This window comes from Streptomyces glomeratus, assembly GCF_021462825.1.
Taxonomy (GTDB): domain Bacteria; phylum Actinomycetota; class Actinomycetes; order Streptomycetales; family Streptomycetaceae; genus Streptomyces; species Streptomyces glomeratus.
This window is the reverse complement of sequence record NZ_JAKEEB010000065.1, coordinates 1-13,070: the sequence shown is the minus strand read 5'-3', so window position 1 is coordinate 13,070 and position 13,070 is coordinate 1. Positions and strand designations below refer to the sequence as shown.

Sequence of the window (13,070 nt, the reverse complement as noted above, 5' to 3'; positions counted from 1 at the left end):
CCACTGCGTTTCGTGCGGCCACCAGGCGCACGCGGACACGGTGGGCGCCCTGAACGTTCTACGGGCCGGGCTGGTCCGTCGCCACGCCGCACCGGCATAGCGAGAAGCCCCCTCCTTCACGAGGGGGAGGAGTCACCTGACGGCCAACCCGCTGCCGCCGAGCCCCTCACGCCCGAGCACATCAAGCCGCGGCCGCTCGGCCACCGGGGCACCTCGCTCGGGCTCAACCTCGTGTACACGCACCTCAACCGGGTCATCAAGGCGCGCGGCCTCGAGGCCCTGTGCGTCCGGCCCGGGCACGGCGGGCCGTCCGTGCTCGCCAACTCCTGGCTGGACGGCGGCTACAGGGACACCTACCCGGACGTGACATGGGACGCGCAGGGATTGGCGCAGCTGTTCCACCAGTTCTCGTTCCCCGGCGGCGTACCGAGCCATGTAGCGCCCGAGGTGCCCGGCTCCATCCACGAGGGCGGTGGGCTGGGCTATGCGCTCGCCCATGCTCACGGAGCCGCCTTCGACTTGCTGTCCCGGCTCCCGGAGCCCGAACTCGACGCACTGCTGCGGGGATACGGTCACGAGCCGATCCATGTGGGCGGTGACGATCCGCTCCAGGTCCACCGGGCGCTGGCGGCCGCCTTCGACGAGGCCCTGGACCGTGTCGACCTGGTACAGCGCACCGCTCCGGAGGAGGGAGTGCCGCAGCGGCCGCGCCGGCCGGTGATCGTGCTGCGCACCCCCAAAGGCTGGACCGGGCCGAAAGAGGTCGACGGCGAACCGGTCGAGGGCACCTGGCGCGCCCACCAGGTGCCGCGGGCCGGCGTCCGGGAGAACCCCGCGCACCTCGCTCGCGCGGTTGGAGACGTGGCTGAAGTCGTACCGGCCCGAGGACTGTTCGACGCCGACGGCCGCCCGAGCGCCGACGTCCTGGCGTGTGTGCCCTCGGGCACCCGCCGGCTGGGCGCCACGCCGTAGGCTGCTCGTCCGCGAGCTGCCGGTCACCGACCTGGACGACTTCGCGGTGCCCGTCGACAAAGCCGGGCGCGAGGCACGAGCCCACCCGGGTGCTCGGCGGGCTGCTCGAACAGATCATGAGGGACACCACCGCCCGGCGGGACTTCCGCCCGGTCGGTCCCGACGAGACCGCCGCCAACCGGCTGGAGGCCGTGTTCGACGCCGGCGGCAGGGCATGGCAGGCGCGAACACCGCTGCAGGCCAGGACCACACAGTCGTGACTACGCCAACGGCGGCGGGCCGGATGTGGCGCTCGCCTGCGTGGGCGACGTACCCACCCGGGAGGTGCTCGCCGCGGCCCAGTTGCTGCGCCGCCATCTGCCCGGGCTCGCGGTCCGCGTGGTCAACGTGGCCGACTTGACCTGGCTGCTGCCGCGCGAGGAACACCCGCGCGGTATGACGGACTTCGAGCACGACGGCCTCTTCACCGCCGACAAGCCGGGCTTCTTCGCCCATCACGGTTGCCCCGGGCTGATCCACCGCCTCGCCTACAGCGGCAACGGTCATCACAACCTGCACGTGCTTGGCTACAAGGAGTCCGGGAGCACGACCACCCCGTTCGATGGTGGTCCGCAAGGATCTGGACCGCTACCGCCTGGTCCGGGCGGGCGTCGAAGGCGCGTCAGCGCGCCGTACGGAGACCCACCGCGTCCGGCACGGGCACGGGCACGGCCTCGGCGGGCGGGTGCCGGCCGATCTCGAAGACATCGGCCAGCCGGGCGTAGCGCAGGACCCGCAGCACAGGGGTGCCGTCGACGACGAGCCGCAGGCGGCCGCCCCGCGCCACGACGCGGTTGCGGGCCCGGCACAGCAGGCTCAGCCCGGAGCAGTCGATGAAGGACACCGGGCGCAGGTCCAGCACCAGATCGGGGCGCGGACCGGCGGTCAGCGCGTCCAGGCGCGGGCCCAGGGCAAGCGCCGCGAGGATGTCGATCTCGCCACGCAGCCGTACGAGGGTCGTCCCGCTGCCGACGTGCTGCGGGTGGCCGGACGACGACCCGGACGGGATTTCGCGCATGGTTCGAGGCAACCGGAAGCGGGCGTGCCGCCGAAAGGGCCGTTCGGCCCCGATCGGCCGGGACCGAACGGGGAAGACGCGGCGCCACAAGGGGAGGACGCCGCGCGGTCAGCGCGATCGCGGACGGCCGGGCGAGCAGACAGCGAGCAAATACCGGGCAAATGTCGAGATAATCGAAAAATCTGGATAACAGGGGCATGTGTGGCATCCTGACGGTGTCCGGCCCCACGGCTTCCGCCGAGTCCCCGCACCGCAGAAGGCCCGGGGAGAGGAAGGAAGGACCACCATGAAGGGCTTCGTCTTCCACGGCACCGGACAGGCCGCCTGGGAGGAGGTCCCGGATCCCGACATCAAGGACCCCACCGACGCGATCGTGCGCGTCGACTGCGTCACCATCTGCGGAACGGACCTGCACATCCTCAGGGGCGACGTACCCGAGACGCACCCCGGCACCGTACTGGGCCACGAGGCGGTCGGAGAGATCGTCGAGACCGCCACCGATGTGCACACGGTGCAGCCCGGCGACCGCGTCCTGGTCTCCTGCATCACCGCCTGTGGGCGGTGCGGCTACTGCTGGGAGAGGACGTACGGCCAGTGTCGCGGAGGCGGGGGCTGGATCCTCGGCCATCTGATCGACGGCACCCAGGCCGAGTACGTCCGGGTCCCCTACGCCGACCTGTCCGTGCACGCGCTGCCCGGCACCGTGGACAGCAAGGACGCCGTACTGCTCGCGGACATCTTCCCCACCGCCTACGAGGTGGGTGTGCTCAACGGACACGTGCGCCCCGGCGACACCGTCGCCGTCGTCGGCGCCGGGCCCATCGGGCTCGCGGCGATCGCCACGGCCCGGCTGTTCGCCCCCGAACGCATCGTCGCCGTGGACCTGGCCCCGACGCGGCTGGACGCCGCCAAACAGCTCGGTGCCGACGCCCTGGCCGAGCCCGGGCAGGCCCAGGAGCTGATCTCCGATCTGACCGACGGGCTGGGCGCCGACGTGGTCATCGAAGCGGTCGGGGTGCCGGAAAGCTTCGAGCTGTGCACGCGCATGGTGCGCCCCGGCGGTCACGTGGCCAATATGGGCGTCCATGGCAGGCCCGTAACCCTGCACCTCGAGGACCTGTGGAGCAAGGACATCACTCTCACCACCGGTCTGGTCGACACCTACTCCACGCCCACGCTGCTGCGGATGGCGGCCGCAGGCCGGCTGCCCACCTCGTCCCTGGTCACGCACACCTTCCCGCTGGACCAGATGGAGGAGGCCTACGACGTCTTCGGCCGGGGCGCCGACACGGGCGCGCTCAAGGTGGTACTGGGCGGGCAGCAGCACGAAGTCGTCGCCGTGCGGGCGGCGTGAGAAGAGGGAGTGACGGGCCATGGCCCTACAGGGATCCTCGAAGACGACGGAAGGGCATCCCGCGGGCGCTCTCGGGCGCAGGCTCGCCCTGCGGCGAGAGGAACTCGGCCTCGCCCGGGACGAGGCGGCGGCCCGGGCGGGCATGGCTCCGAGCTACCTGCAGTACCTGGAGGAACAGCCCACCGCCGCGCCCGGTGTGAGCACCCTGCTCAGGCTGGCCGGAGCACTCGAGACCACGGTGCTCGAGCTCACCGGCGGCGACGTGGAGCTGCCGCCCGGCCTGGGGCAGGCCGGAGGGCATCCGAAGTTCACCGAGATGACCATCCAGGAGTGCCGTGACCTGCTCCTGTCGCACGGCGTGGGACGTCTGGCGGTGCCCACCGTCTCGGGTCCGGAGATCGTCCCCGTGAACTACTGCGTCATCGACGGCGCGGTCGTCTTCAGGACCGCGCCGGGCACCGTGCCCTCCCAGGCGTCGGGAACCCAGGTGGCCTTCGAAGTGGACCGCATCGACGCCTCGTTCAGCCAGGGCTGGAGCGTGCTGGTGCGCGGGCACGCCAGCACGGTGACGGACCCCGACTCCGTACGCCGGTTCGAGGACCAGGCGCACTGCGAGCCCTGGGCGGGCGGGCAGCGGGACCTGTGGATCCGTATCGAGACGCTCAGCATCACCGGGCGGCGCATCGCCGTATGACCCGGGCATGCGGGCCTGGGTACGGTTCGTCGCCCTCGTCCCCGCCTCGACACCACCGGAGGACACCATGCACGGCACCCCGCGCCTCGTGAGCGACGTCATGACCCGCCGGGTCGTCGCGCTGGGCCGGGCGGCGACCTTCAAGGACATCGTCAAGGCCATGCGGCAGTGGAACGTCAGCGCCCTGCCCGTGGTGGAGGAGGAGAACAGGGTCGTCGGCGTCGTCTCCGAGGCGGACCTGCTGCGCAAGGAGGAGTACCGCGACAGCGGCCAGGACCGGCATTCCCGGCTCGAGCGGCTGTCCGACCTGGTCAAGGCCGGAGCGGTGACCGCCGGAGAGCTGATGACCGCCCCGGCCGTCACCGTCGCCGCCAACGCCACCCTCGGCCAGGCCGCCCGGACCATGGCCCGGTCCGGGGTCAAACGGCTGCCCGTCGTCAGCGACGACGGCGCGCTGCTCGGCATCGTCAGCCGCTCCGACCTGCTCAAGGTGTTCCTGCGGGAGGACGAGGACATCGCCGAGGAGGTCCGCGACGAGATCGTCGCCCACCTGTTCCCGGGCCCGCCGGAGCCCGTCCGCGTGGCGGTGCACGACGGTGTCGTGCGGCTCACCGGGCGCATCCCGGACACCTCGCTCGTGCCGGTGGTGACCCGCCTGGTGCGCGGCGTCGAGGGCGTGGTGGACGTGGACTGCGCGCTCGCGGGCCCGCCACGCCGCCCGGACCTCGACCCGGACCTCCCCGGAGACGACGTCGTCCACGGGGCCCGGGGCGCCGGAAGCATCGGATGACGTCCGCACTCGCGCCGACGTGTCCGACGCGGGGCCGCACGGCCTTGTGGCACGGGCGAGGCGGCCTTGTGGCTCGCCTAGGGCGGCGGCCCCTCGCCCGCCGTACGAGGAGGTGACGGCCGATGGCAGCGACAGGGCGCACCAGAGGGGCGGGAGGGGCCGGCGCATGGCTGTGGCGATGGCGGCGCAATCCGCTGCGGCGAGGCAGTGACCGGCTGGAAGCGTGGCTTCTCCTCGGCACCTGGGCGCTCGTCCTCCTGGCCGGTGTGCTCGGCGGCCGGACGGTGGCGGGAGCCGTCGCCCACGCCCTCGCCGCGCACCGCGCCGAGTCCCAAGCGGCCCGGGCCGTGCTGACGCAGGACGCGGTCCGGACGCCGTGGCCGCGGTCCGAAGACGGCGGCGGGGGAGTGTGGACGCAGGTCCGCTGGACCGCCTCCGGTGTGCCGCACACGGGCATGGCGAAGGTCCGGCCCGGCACGAAGGCGGGCACCGCGGTCACCGTCTGGACGGATAACTCGGGCGACCTGATCTCCAGGCCCGCGACCGGGGACCAGGCGCGCGCACAGGCGGCGGTCGTGGGAGCGCTCGCCGGTATGGGGGCCGCGGGTGGGGTGCTGGTCTGCGGACGGCTGCTGCGCCGGCGCCTGGACCGCCGGCGCATGGAGGCATGGGACCGGGAGTGGGAGTACGTCGGCCCGCAGTGGCGCAGTATGCCCGGTTGAGGGTTCTGTCCGCTCGGCGCGGTCCGCGCCGTTGCCGTCCGGCGTGACGTTGCCGTCCGACGGGAGCGGGCCTGGTCAGGTGCCGTCCGTCCCCGAGAGGTGGCAGTCCACGTCGACCACGCCCTCGACGGCATGGGCCAGGCGCAGTGCCACCGGGATGAGGGGACTGTCCTGGACCTTCCCCGTGAGGGTGACGACGCCCTCGGTGACCATGACGTGGATGGGCTCGACCGGGGCCGGGAAGAGGATGTCCACGATGTCCCGCCGTACCTCGTCGGCGATGTCGTTGTCCGGCCGCAGGAACACCTTCAGCAGGTCCGCCCGGCTGACGATGCCTTCGAGCATGCCCTCGGCGTCGACGACGGGCAGCCGCTTGATCCGGCGCTGGGCCATGATCCGGGCGGCCTGGGCGAGGCTGCTCTCGGGGTGCACGGTGATCGCGGGCGAGGACATCAGCTCGCCCGCCGTCACCGCGTCCGCCTTGGCGGCCTCGGACAGCCGGTGCGCCCGGGCGTACCGGTCCGGGTCGCTCTCCCGCACCGCCTCCTTGGGCAGCAGATCCGCCTCGGAGACGACACCGACCACCCGGCCCTCGCCCTCCAGTACGGGCAGGGCGCTGACTTTCCACCGGTCCATGAGACCGACGATGTCCTTGAAGGGGGCGTCACGGCCCACGGCGACAGCGGCGCGGGTCATCACGTCGCCCACGACGTGAAGGCTGCCGGTCACGATGTCCTCCTCAGCGGTCTCCGCTGCCGTACGGGGCGTACAGATCGAGCAGCCGGGTGCGGGCCGCGTGCAGCCGATGGGCGAGGACCCGGCCGATCCAGGTGGCGATCGCGCGGCCGAACTCGGGGTCCGCGTCGCACATCGCCCGCACGGCCACGGCGTCGAACTCGTAGGCACGCACGGGGGTGACGGCCTCGGCGCCCAGCTGCCACACATGCGGGGTGAAGTGCCAGGACCAGCCGACCAGTTCACCGTGCCCGAGCGACTCGATGACGGCGGACCGGCGGCCGGGCACGTGCAGGTCCAGCGCCACGCTCCCGGTCCGGACGATCCAGAACCGGTCGGCGTGCCGGCCCTCCTCGAACAGCCGGGTTCCTTCCGGGAACGAGACCTCGCCGGCGAACTGCATCAGCCGTTCGCGGTGCTCGGCCGGGAGGGCCGAGGTCATGGTGGTGCCGGAGGTCATCACTCCATGTCCTTTCGTTCCGGTCGCCGGGGCCGGTCGGCGATGCTTCCGCGGTGCGGCGGCCTCCCGGCCGTGCTCTGCGGGAGACCGGGGGATTTCTGTCTTCAGCGTGGGCGTGCTCCGCGTACCACGCCACGGGCCGCCCGGTCCCGCCAGAGGGGTCCAACGGCCCCGGGCCGGGGCCGACGGGCCCGAGGGACCTTTCCTCATCACGCGGTGCGGCCGGGGACTTTGCTCCTCTTCCCGAGCGCGCGTCCGCGCGCTGCTGCCCGGTCCGCTCCCGGCCGTCGGGACCACCCGGCGGCTTCACCGGCACGCCATGACGAGGCGGAAAGGACCCCATCCGCTTCTCGCGGATCCTGATTGCGCGGTGCGCGGCAGCCGGCCGCTGCTCCGCGTCTCTTAAGGGCCCTTTCCGTCCCCTTCAGGACACCACGCGAGCGACGGAACCGCCAGATCTGGGCGGCAGGGCCCTTCGTCCGGGAACAGGACCGCACAGGCCCTCCTGCGGAGCCTTCCACGGTGCGATGGTGAAAGGAGACGCTCCCGTGCTGCGCGCCGCCGCAGCCCGGCGGAAGGCGGTGGAGAGGATGGAGCTGCCCTTGGTCGTGGGCGTCGACGGATCGGAGTCCAGTCTCACCGCGGTCGACTGGGCCGTGGACGAGGCGGCCCGGCACGGGCTGCGGCTCCGGCTCGTGTACGCCTCCCTGTGGGAACGCTACGAATACGAAGGCGAGTCACCCTCGGACGATCCCGAACAGCGGTCCGAGGAAGCGAGGGTGGGCGATGTCGTCGACTCGGCGGCCGCGCGCGCCCGCCGGCGCGATCCCGCGGTCGAGGTCTCCACGAACGTCCGGCCCGAGGACTCGGTGTCCGCGCTCCTGCACGAAGGCCGGAGCGCTGCGGTCCTGGTCACCGGATGCCGGGGCCGAGGAGGGCTGAAAGGCCTGCTCCTCGGTTCGGTGAGCCTGGCCGTGGCCGCGCGGGCGTACTGCCCTGTGATCGTCGTCCGCGGCGACCCGGCCGGCCTGGCCGGTGCGCACGAACGGATCCTGCTCGGGGCCGGAGACCCCGCCTCGACGGCCGAGGCGGTGCGGTTCGCCTTCCGCGAGGCCGAGGCACGTGACTGCGTCCTCGATGTCGTACGGGCCTGGCGCCGCCCGGCCCACGAGGCCACCGACCACTCCGCGCCCGCCGGGGTACCGGTGCGCTTGCACGAGCAGCGGGCGTCTCTGCTGCTCGACGCCCTGCTGCGGGACGCGGCGGCCGACCACCCGGGCGTCCGGGTGCGGCCCACCACGGTCGAGGGGCCGGCGCGCACGGTGCTGCTGAAGCGTTCGGCGGCCGCCGACCTCGTGATCATCGGGGCGCGGCGCAGAAAGGGCCACCTGGGCCTCCAGCTCGGCCGGGTGGGCCACACGCTGCTGCACCACGCGGACTGCCCGGTCGCGATCGTGCCGCAGCATGAGTGAGACCGCCGCCGTCTGGTCTGTGACCCGGATGTGATCTGAACCATTTCCGCCCTTTCACCCGATAGGTAGGGTGGCGCGAATGTCAGCCGACCTGTCCCCCGTCATAGCCGCCACCACGCAGTGGCTGCTGCGCGCCTATCCGGGCACCGGCGGAGCGCTGGATGCCGCCCTGGCCGAGGCCCAGGCGTCCCAGGCCGTCATGGTCGCCGCCTGGCTGCGCTACCCCACCGTCACCGACGCCTCCCTCGTCGCCCTCGTCGGGCCGGGCGGCTCCGCCCGCCTGGACTGGCTCACCGGATCCGACGCGGCGGCAGCCGACGAGACCGACGCCGGCTGGCGAACCTGGGTGGACGAAGTGGTCGCGAGCTGGGCGGCCACCTTGCTCACCACCCCGTCCCTCGCGCGGAACGCGGTCGACGCGCTGGCCGGCGGCGACCACACGGCCGGCCTGGCGCTCGACTTCCGCAGGCTCACCGATCCCGGCGAGCGGGACCGCCGCGCGGCCTCGCTGCTGCGCCACCCCGACCTGCTCGCCGCGCTCGCCGGTCTCCACCAGGACTCCCTCGTACGCCGGCTGCACGGCGAACCCGTGGACGAGGAGGGCCCGGTCGGGGACCCCCTGGCCGGCTGACCCGGCTGACCCGCGACGTCCCCGGGCGCTACCCGGCCGACGGGAGGCGCCGACTCCGTCACTCGAACCGTGACGTGTCGCCCGCCCCCTTGCGCACGATCTCCGGCTCGCCGCCGGAGAAGTCGATCACCGTGGTCGGCTCCGTACCGCAGTCGCCCGAGTCGACCACGGCGTCCACGACATGATCGAGCCGCTCCTTGATCTCCCAGCCCTGTGTCATGGGCTCCTCCTCGCCCGGCAGCAGCAGCGTGCTGGACAGGATCGGCTCGCCGAGCTCCTCCAGCAGCGCCTGGGCCACCACATGGTCGGGGATCCGGACGCCGACCGTCTTCTTCTTCGGATGCAGCAGTTTGCGCGGCACCTCGCGCGTCGCGGGGAGGATGAACGTATAGCTGCCCGGCGTCGACGCCTTGATCGCTCGGAACACGTCCTTGTCGACGAGCACGAACTGACCCAGCTGTGCGAAATCCCGGCACACGAGCGTGAAGTGATGACGGTCGTCTAGATGGCGGATCGCGCGGATACGGTCGATGCCGTCGCGACTGCCCAGCCGGCACCCCAGCGCGAAGCAGGAGTCCGTCGGATAGACCACGAGCGCACCGTCGCGGATGCTCTCGGCGACCTGACCGATCGTGCGCGGTTGGGGGTTGTCCGGGTGAACGTCGAAGTACCTTGCCACCCGCCGAGTGTCGATCAGAAAGGGCCCCGCTGTCCACGCGGGGGGCCCGGCCGCGCACACGACACGAGTCCTCGGGCCGTGTCGGTCAGTCCTTGAGCCGGTCGATCTGCCGGATCTTGTTGGTCGCGTCCAGCGCGGCGACCTTGTACGACTCCGCGAGCGTCGGATAGTTGAAGACCGCGTTGACCAGGTAGTCGACCGTGCCGCCGCACCCCATGACCGACTGGCCGATGTGGATCAGCTCGGTGGCCCCGGTGCCGAAGCAGTGCACCCCGAGCAGGGTGCGGTCCTCCGGGGAGACCAGCAGCTTCAGCATGCCGTGCGAGTCGCCGATGATCTGCCCGCGAGCCAGTTCCCGGTAGCGGGACATGCCGACCTCGAACGGCACGCACTCCTCGGTGAGCTGATCCTCCGTCCGTCCGATGAAGCTGATCTCCGGGATGGTGTAGATGCCGATCGGCTGCAGGCCGGTCAGCTCGTCCACGGGCTCGCCACAGGCGTGGTACGCCGCCATGCGGCCCTGCTCCATCGAGGTGGCGGCGAGTGCCGGGAAGCCGATCACGTCGCCGACGGCGTAGATGTGCGCCACCTCGGTGCGGAAGTGCTCGTCGACCGTGATGCGGCCGCGCGCGTCGGCGGTCAGGCCCGCCTTGCCGAGGTCGAGTCCGTCGGTCACGCCCTGGCGCCCCGCCGAGTACATCACGGCGTCGGCGGGGATCTTCTTGCCGCTCTCCAGGATGGTGAGGGTGCCCTTGGGGTGCCGCTCGACCGCCGCGACGGTCTCCCCGAAGCGGAAGGTGACGGCCAGCTCCCGCAGGTGGTACTTCAGCGACTCGATCACCTCGACGTCGCAGAAATCGAGCATCCCGTGCCGCTTCTCGACCACGGTGACCTTGCTGCCGAGGGCGGCGAACATGGAGGCGTACTCCATGCCGATCACACCCGCTCCCACGATGACCATGGAACGGGGCACCCGCTCCAGGTCCAGGACGTTGTCCGAGTCCATGATCGACCGGCCGTCGAACTCGACGCTCGCGGGCCGGGCGGGCCTGGTTCCGGTGGCGATGACGATGTGCTCCGCGCTCAACAGCTTTTCATCGCCCGTCACTTCGCGTACGGCGACGGTGTGGGGATCCGTGAACCGGCCGGTTCCGGTGAAGAGGGAGACATGGTTGCGGGAGAGCTGACTGCGGATGACGTCGACCTCCCGGCCGACCACGTGCCGGGTACGCGCAGTCAGGTCGACGACGGTGATGTCCTCCTTGAGCCGGTAACTCTGCCCGTACAGATCCCGCTGGGTGAGGCCGGTGAGATAGAGAACGGCCTCCCGCAGGGTCTTGGAGGGGACGGTCCCGGTGTGGAGGGAGACCCCGCCGAGCATGTCGGGGTTGTCGACGACGGCGACCCGGCGGCCGAGCTTGGCCGCGGCGATGGCGGCCTTCTGGCCGCCGGGTCCGGATCCGATGACGAGTATGTCGAAGTCGGGCACGTGCGGAGTCTGGCAGCACCGACCCCCGGGCCGGAAGAGCGGGGTCATGTGTGGGCGTGCGCCGGGGCGCACGCACCGTCCGCCCGCGGCCGTCCGGCCCTGTCGCCGAACTCCCGCCTGCCCCGCCCCTGCGGGCGGACGACGGGAGTTCGACGACGGGATCTGTCTAGGCGCGGACGAGGGCCGGCTCCGGCTGCTCGGCCGCCTGCTCCTCCCGATCCCGCGCCGCGGCCACCGCCGGCAGCGGCAGGCCACGCGGGAGGGGACGGGTCGCGCGCAGGCTGGGCGCGGGCGCGACCGGGACGAGGGGGGCCCGCTCACCGGACCGGGCCCGCTGCGAGAACCAGACGATCTTGCCGCCGGCAGCGGTGGCACAGTAGCCCCAGCCGTTGCTCAGCGCCGCGATCTTCGTCAGGCAGCCGCTCGGCGCGTAGTGCGGCCGGATGTCCCGTTCGGCGTCCTGGACCGCGGTGATGAGGTGCTGACCGTTCCACCACATCTCGATCGTGGTGTTCTTGTCGGCCGCGTGCCGGTCGATCGTGCGCAGGAGCGCCTCGGCGCACTGGCACACGGGCTCGACAAGCATCTCGAGGTCCCAGTAGCGGAGATGGGCGGCCAGGATCCGCCGGACCTGCCCGATCCGCTCCGGGCTGAGTTCCACATCGAGGTGGTAGTAGCAGGGTGCTGCGGTCTTCATTGTCGTTGGCTCCTCACCGGCGAAGCTCTCGCTCCTCCTCCGGCCCAGGGGGCCGAGCGCCGATCACGAAGCGTGAGCGCTCATCGCTTCTGAGTAAGTCCAGGGTGAGAGCACTACTCCATTCGTGCAACACGAGGCGCACCAGTCACTGTGGTTGAAATCTGAACAGGACGCTCCGTGTCGCACCGTGCACCATGGGTGAAGGTCTCGATCGCCGTAACGGATCACCCCGGCTCCGTGCACGGCTGTCGCGCACCCTCCGGACGGTGCCCCGCGCAACCCTCCGGGACCGTGCTCAGCGCAGAGAGTGGGAGGTGGACCGTGCCATGCTGCAGCCGGCCAGAGCCGAGGTCGCCAGACACCTCGAGCAGTACCGGGCCTGGGAGCGCCGGATGCTCGCGTCTCCCGACAACCACGCCGTCCGCGGCAACTTCGAGGACACGGGATACACGCTGTGCGTGCTGATGGGCAAGCGCTGCGCACGCGAGGCCGTCGACGCCGCCGAGCTGTATCTGAACACCCGTCAACCCCGCACGGTCCGCGACCGCTACGAACAACGCGACCCGCGCCAACCCCCCGACCGGCGTGAGCGGACCGTGCCCGGAACGTGTCCCGCACCGTCGGCGAACGTTTAGGAGACGCCGTACGGAGCTGACAAACCAAGACCGCAGAACCGGCGCCCACCAAGTGCCGAGAACGGCGGAGGAGGCGAAGACCATTGGAACCGCAGGCCGTGCACCGGGAGGCGAACGCCCCTGTCGCCGTCGGTCCGAGGACCGTGACCGGGCGCATCCCGATCGTGGACGTCCGGCCTGCCGTCGAGTGCGGGAGACGTCCGGCCAAGGCGGTGGTGGGGGAGACCTTCCAGGTCACCGCCACGGTCTTCGGTGAGGGCCACGGCGCGATCGGAGCCAACGTCGTCCTCCGGGACCCCGAGGGCCGTCCCGGTCCCTGGACGCCGATGCGTGAACTGGAACCCGGATCGGACCGCTGGGGCGCCGAGGTGACACCGTCGTCGACCGGCGACTGGACCTATCTCGTGGAGGCGTGGAGCGATCCGGTCACCACCTGGCGGCGGCACGCTCAGATCAAGGTGCCCTCCCGCATCGACGTCGCCCTGGTCCTGGAGGAGGGCGCCGACCTGTACGAGCGGGCGGCCGCCGGGGTGCCGGACGGACCACGGCGGGAGACGATCCGGGCGGCCGTCGGCGCCCTGCGCGACGAGTCGCGAGCACCGCTCGCCCGGCTCGCTGCGGCGTTGACTCCCGAGGTGGATGGGGTGCTGGCGCGGTTTCCGTTGCGTGAGTTGGTGACGTCG

The 13,070-nt window shown here is 71.9% G+C and carries 16 protein-coding genes and 1 pseudogene; 11 read left to right on the top strand and 6 right to left on the bottom strand.

The window, feature by feature from the left end; genetic code table 11:
• Window positions 1-12: 12 nt before the first annotated feature.
• From LZ604_RS34560 to LZ604_RS34550, 3 genes and pseudogenes are all read left to right on the top strand, one after another.
• Entirely contained in the window at window positions 13-972 is a 960-nt protein-coding gene (locus LZ604_RS34560; RefSeq protein WP_234520108.1) for a phosphoketolase family protein, read from the top strand.
• Window positions 973-1,088: 116 nt separating this feature from the next.
• Window positions 1,089-1,232 carry a hypothetical protein gene (locus LZ604_RS34555; RefSeq protein ID WP_234520100.1) on the top strand — a complete coding sequence of 48 codons (144 nt, stop codon included), beginning with the start codon at window positions 1,089-1,091 and terminating at the stop codon, window positions 1,230-1,232.
• A gap of 25 nt (window positions 1,233-1,257) precedes the next feature.
• Window positions 1,258-1,515 (top strand): annotated as a pseudogene (locus LZ604_RS34550) (phosphoketolase family protein); the annotation flags it as partial.
• A gap of 118 nt (window positions 1,516-1,633) precedes the next feature.
• Here the strand turns inward: LZ604_RS34550 and LZ604_RS34545 are convergent.
• Window positions 1,634-2,029, bottom strand: coding sequence for an STAS domain-containing protein (locus LZ604_RS34545; protein ID WP_234520097.1), 396 nt, complete (start codon window positions 2,027-2,029; stop codon window positions 1,634-1,636).
• Window positions 2,030-2,315: 286 nt separating this feature from the next.
• Between LZ604_RS34545 and LZ604_RS34540 the strand changes: the two genes are divergently transcribed.
• The 4 genes from LZ604_RS34540 (at window position 2,316) to LZ604_RS34525 (ending at window position 5,589) form a co-directional block, all read left to right on the top strand.
• Complete coding sequence (locus tag LZ604_RS34540; protein WP_234520096.1) at window positions 2,316-3,383, top strand: zinc-dependent alcohol dehydrogenase family protein; 1,068 nt, start codon at window positions 2,316-2,318, stop codon at window positions 3,381-3,383.
• 19 nt (window positions 3,384-3,402) lie between these two features.
• Window positions 3,403-4,077, top strand: a complete 675-nt coding sequence (locus tag LZ604_RS34535) for a helix-turn-helix domain-containing protein (RefSeq protein WP_234520094.1) — start codon at window positions 3,403-3,405, stop codon at window positions 4,075-4,077.
• A gap of 67 nt (window positions 4,078-4,144) precedes the next feature.
• Window positions 4,145-4,867 (top strand): CBS domain-containing protein, encoded by a 723-nt coding sequence (locus LZ604_RS34530; protein WP_234520106.1) that lies wholly within the window; start codon window positions 4,145-4,147, stop codon window positions 4,865-4,867.
• Between the two features lie 122 nt (window positions 4,868-4,989).
• Complete coding sequence (locus LZ604_RS34525; protein ID WP_234520093.1) at window positions 4,990-5,589, top strand: Rv1733c family protein; 600 nt, start codon at window positions 4,990-4,992, stop codon at window positions 5,587-5,589.
• 75 nt (window positions 5,590-5,664) lie between these two features.
• Here the strand turns inward: LZ604_RS34525 and LZ604_RS34520 are convergent, their stop codons facing one another.
• Window positions 5,665-6,318, bottom strand: coding sequence for a CBS domain-containing protein (locus LZ604_RS34520; RefSeq protein ID WP_234520090.1), 654 nt, complete (start codon window positions 6,316-6,318; stop codon window positions 5,665-5,667).
• Window positions 6,319-6,328: 10 nt separating this feature from the next.
• Window positions 6,329-6,784 carry a Crp/Fnr family transcriptional regulator gene (locus LZ604_RS34515; RefSeq protein WP_234520088.1) on the bottom strand — a complete coding sequence of 152 codons (456 nt, stop codon included), beginning with the start codon at window positions 6,782-6,784 and terminating at the stop codon, window positions 6,329-6,331.
• 590 nt (window positions 6,785-7,374) lie between these two features.
• Here LZ604_RS34515 and LZ604_RS34510 point away from each other — a divergent pair.
• Window positions 7,375-8,256 carry a universal stress protein gene (locus LZ604_RS34510; RefSeq protein WP_234520104.1) on the top strand — a complete coding sequence of 294 codons (882 nt, stop codon included), beginning with the start codon at window positions 7,375-7,377 and terminating at the stop codon, window positions 8,254-8,256.
• Between the two features lie 79 nt (window positions 8,257-8,335).
• Window positions 8,336-8,887: a hypothetical protein gene (locus LZ604_RS34505; protein WP_234520086.1), complete on the top strand. Its 552-nt coding sequence runs from the start codon at window positions 8,336-8,338 to the stop codon at window positions 8,885-8,887.
• 58 nt (window positions 8,888-8,945) lie between these two features.
• Here the strand turns inward: LZ604_RS34505 and LZ604_RS34500 are convergent, their stop codons facing one another.
• The 3 genes from LZ604_RS34500 to LZ604_RS34490 form a co-directional block, all read right to left on the bottom strand.
• Window positions 8,946-9,566, bottom strand: coding sequence for an L-threonylcarbamoyladenylate synthase (locus tag LZ604_RS34500; protein ID WP_234520085.1), 621 nt, complete (start codon window positions 9,564-9,566; stop codon window positions 8,946-8,948).
• An 85-nt stretch (window positions 9,567-9,651) separates the two neighbouring features.
• Window positions 9,652-11,055, bottom strand: coding sequence for a Si-specific NAD(P)(+) transhydrogenase (sthA, locus tag LZ604_RS34495; protein ID WP_234520084.1), 1,404 nt, complete (start codon window positions 11,053-11,055; stop codon window positions 9,652-9,654).
• A 166-nt stretch (window positions 11,056-11,221) separates the two neighbouring features.
• Window positions 11,222-11,752 (bottom strand): pep a2, encoded by a 531-nt coding sequence (locus LZ604_RS34490; RefSeq protein WP_234520083.1) that lies wholly within the window; start codon window positions 11,750-11,752, stop codon window positions 11,222-11,224.
• Between the two features lie 326 nt (window positions 11,753-12,078).
• On the opposite strand from LZ604_RS34490, the gene LZ604_RS34485 reads away from it, so the two are divergent.
• The gene (locus LZ604_RS34485) at window positions 12,079-12,387 is read left to right on the top strand and encodes a DUF5133 domain-containing protein (RefSeq protein ID WP_234520082.1); all 309 of its coding nucleotides are present in this window, start codon (window positions 12,079-12,081) and stop codon (window positions 12,385-12,387) included.
• Between the two features lie 143 nt (window positions 12,388-12,530).
• Window positions 12,531-13,070 (top strand): maltotransferase domain-containing protein (locus tag LZ604_RS34480; protein WP_234520102.1); only part of this gene is annotated, 540 nt, incomplete at its 3' end.

Bases quoted from the DNA above. Each gene is read 5' to 3' on its own strand.
- LZ604_RS34485 (WP_234520082.1), top strand. From the start codon at position 12,079: ATGCTGCAGCCGGCCAGAGCCGAGGTCGCCAGACACCTCGAGCAGTAC.
- LZ604_RS34515 (WP_234520088.1), bottom strand. From the start codon at position 6,784: ATGACCTCCGGCACCACCATGACCTCGGCCCTCCCGGCCGAGCACCGC.
- LZ604_RS34505 (WP_234520086.1), top strand. From the start codon at position 8,336: ATGTCAGCCGACCTGTCCCCCGTCATAGCCGCCACCACGCAGTGGCTG.
- LZ604_RS34545 (WP_234520097.1), bottom strand. From the start codon at position 2,029: ATGCGCGAAATCCCGTCCGGGTCGTCGTCCGGCCACCCGCAGCACGTC.
- LZ604_RS34525 (WP_234520093.1), top strand. From the start codon at position 4,990: ATGGCAGCGACAGGGCGCACCAGAGGGGCGGGAGGGGCCGGCGCATGG.
- LZ604_RS34490 (WP_234520083.1), bottom strand. From the start codon at position 11,752: ATGAAGACCGCAGCACCCTGCTACTACCACCTCGATGTGGAACTCAGC.
- LZ604_RS34510 (WP_234520104.1), top strand. From the start codon at position 7,375: ATGGAGCTGCCCTTGGTCGTGGGCGTCGACGGATCGGAGTCCAGTCTC.
- LZ604_RS34535 (WP_234520094.1), top strand. From the start codon at position 3,403: ATGGCCCTACAGGGATCCTCGAAGACGACGGAAGGGCATCCCGCGGGC.
- LZ604_RS34530 (WP_234520106.1), top strand. From the start codon at position 4,145: ATGCACGGCACCCCGCGCCTCGTGAGCGACGTCATGACCCGCCGGGTC.
- LZ604_RS34540 (WP_234520096.1), top strand. From the start codon at position 2,316: ATGAAGGGCTTCGTCTTCCACGGCACCGGACAGGCCGCCTGGGAGGAG.
- LZ604_RS34555 (WP_234520100.1), top strand. From the start codon at position 1,089: ATGAGGGACACCACCGCCCGGCGGGACTTCCGCCCGGTCGGTCCCGAC.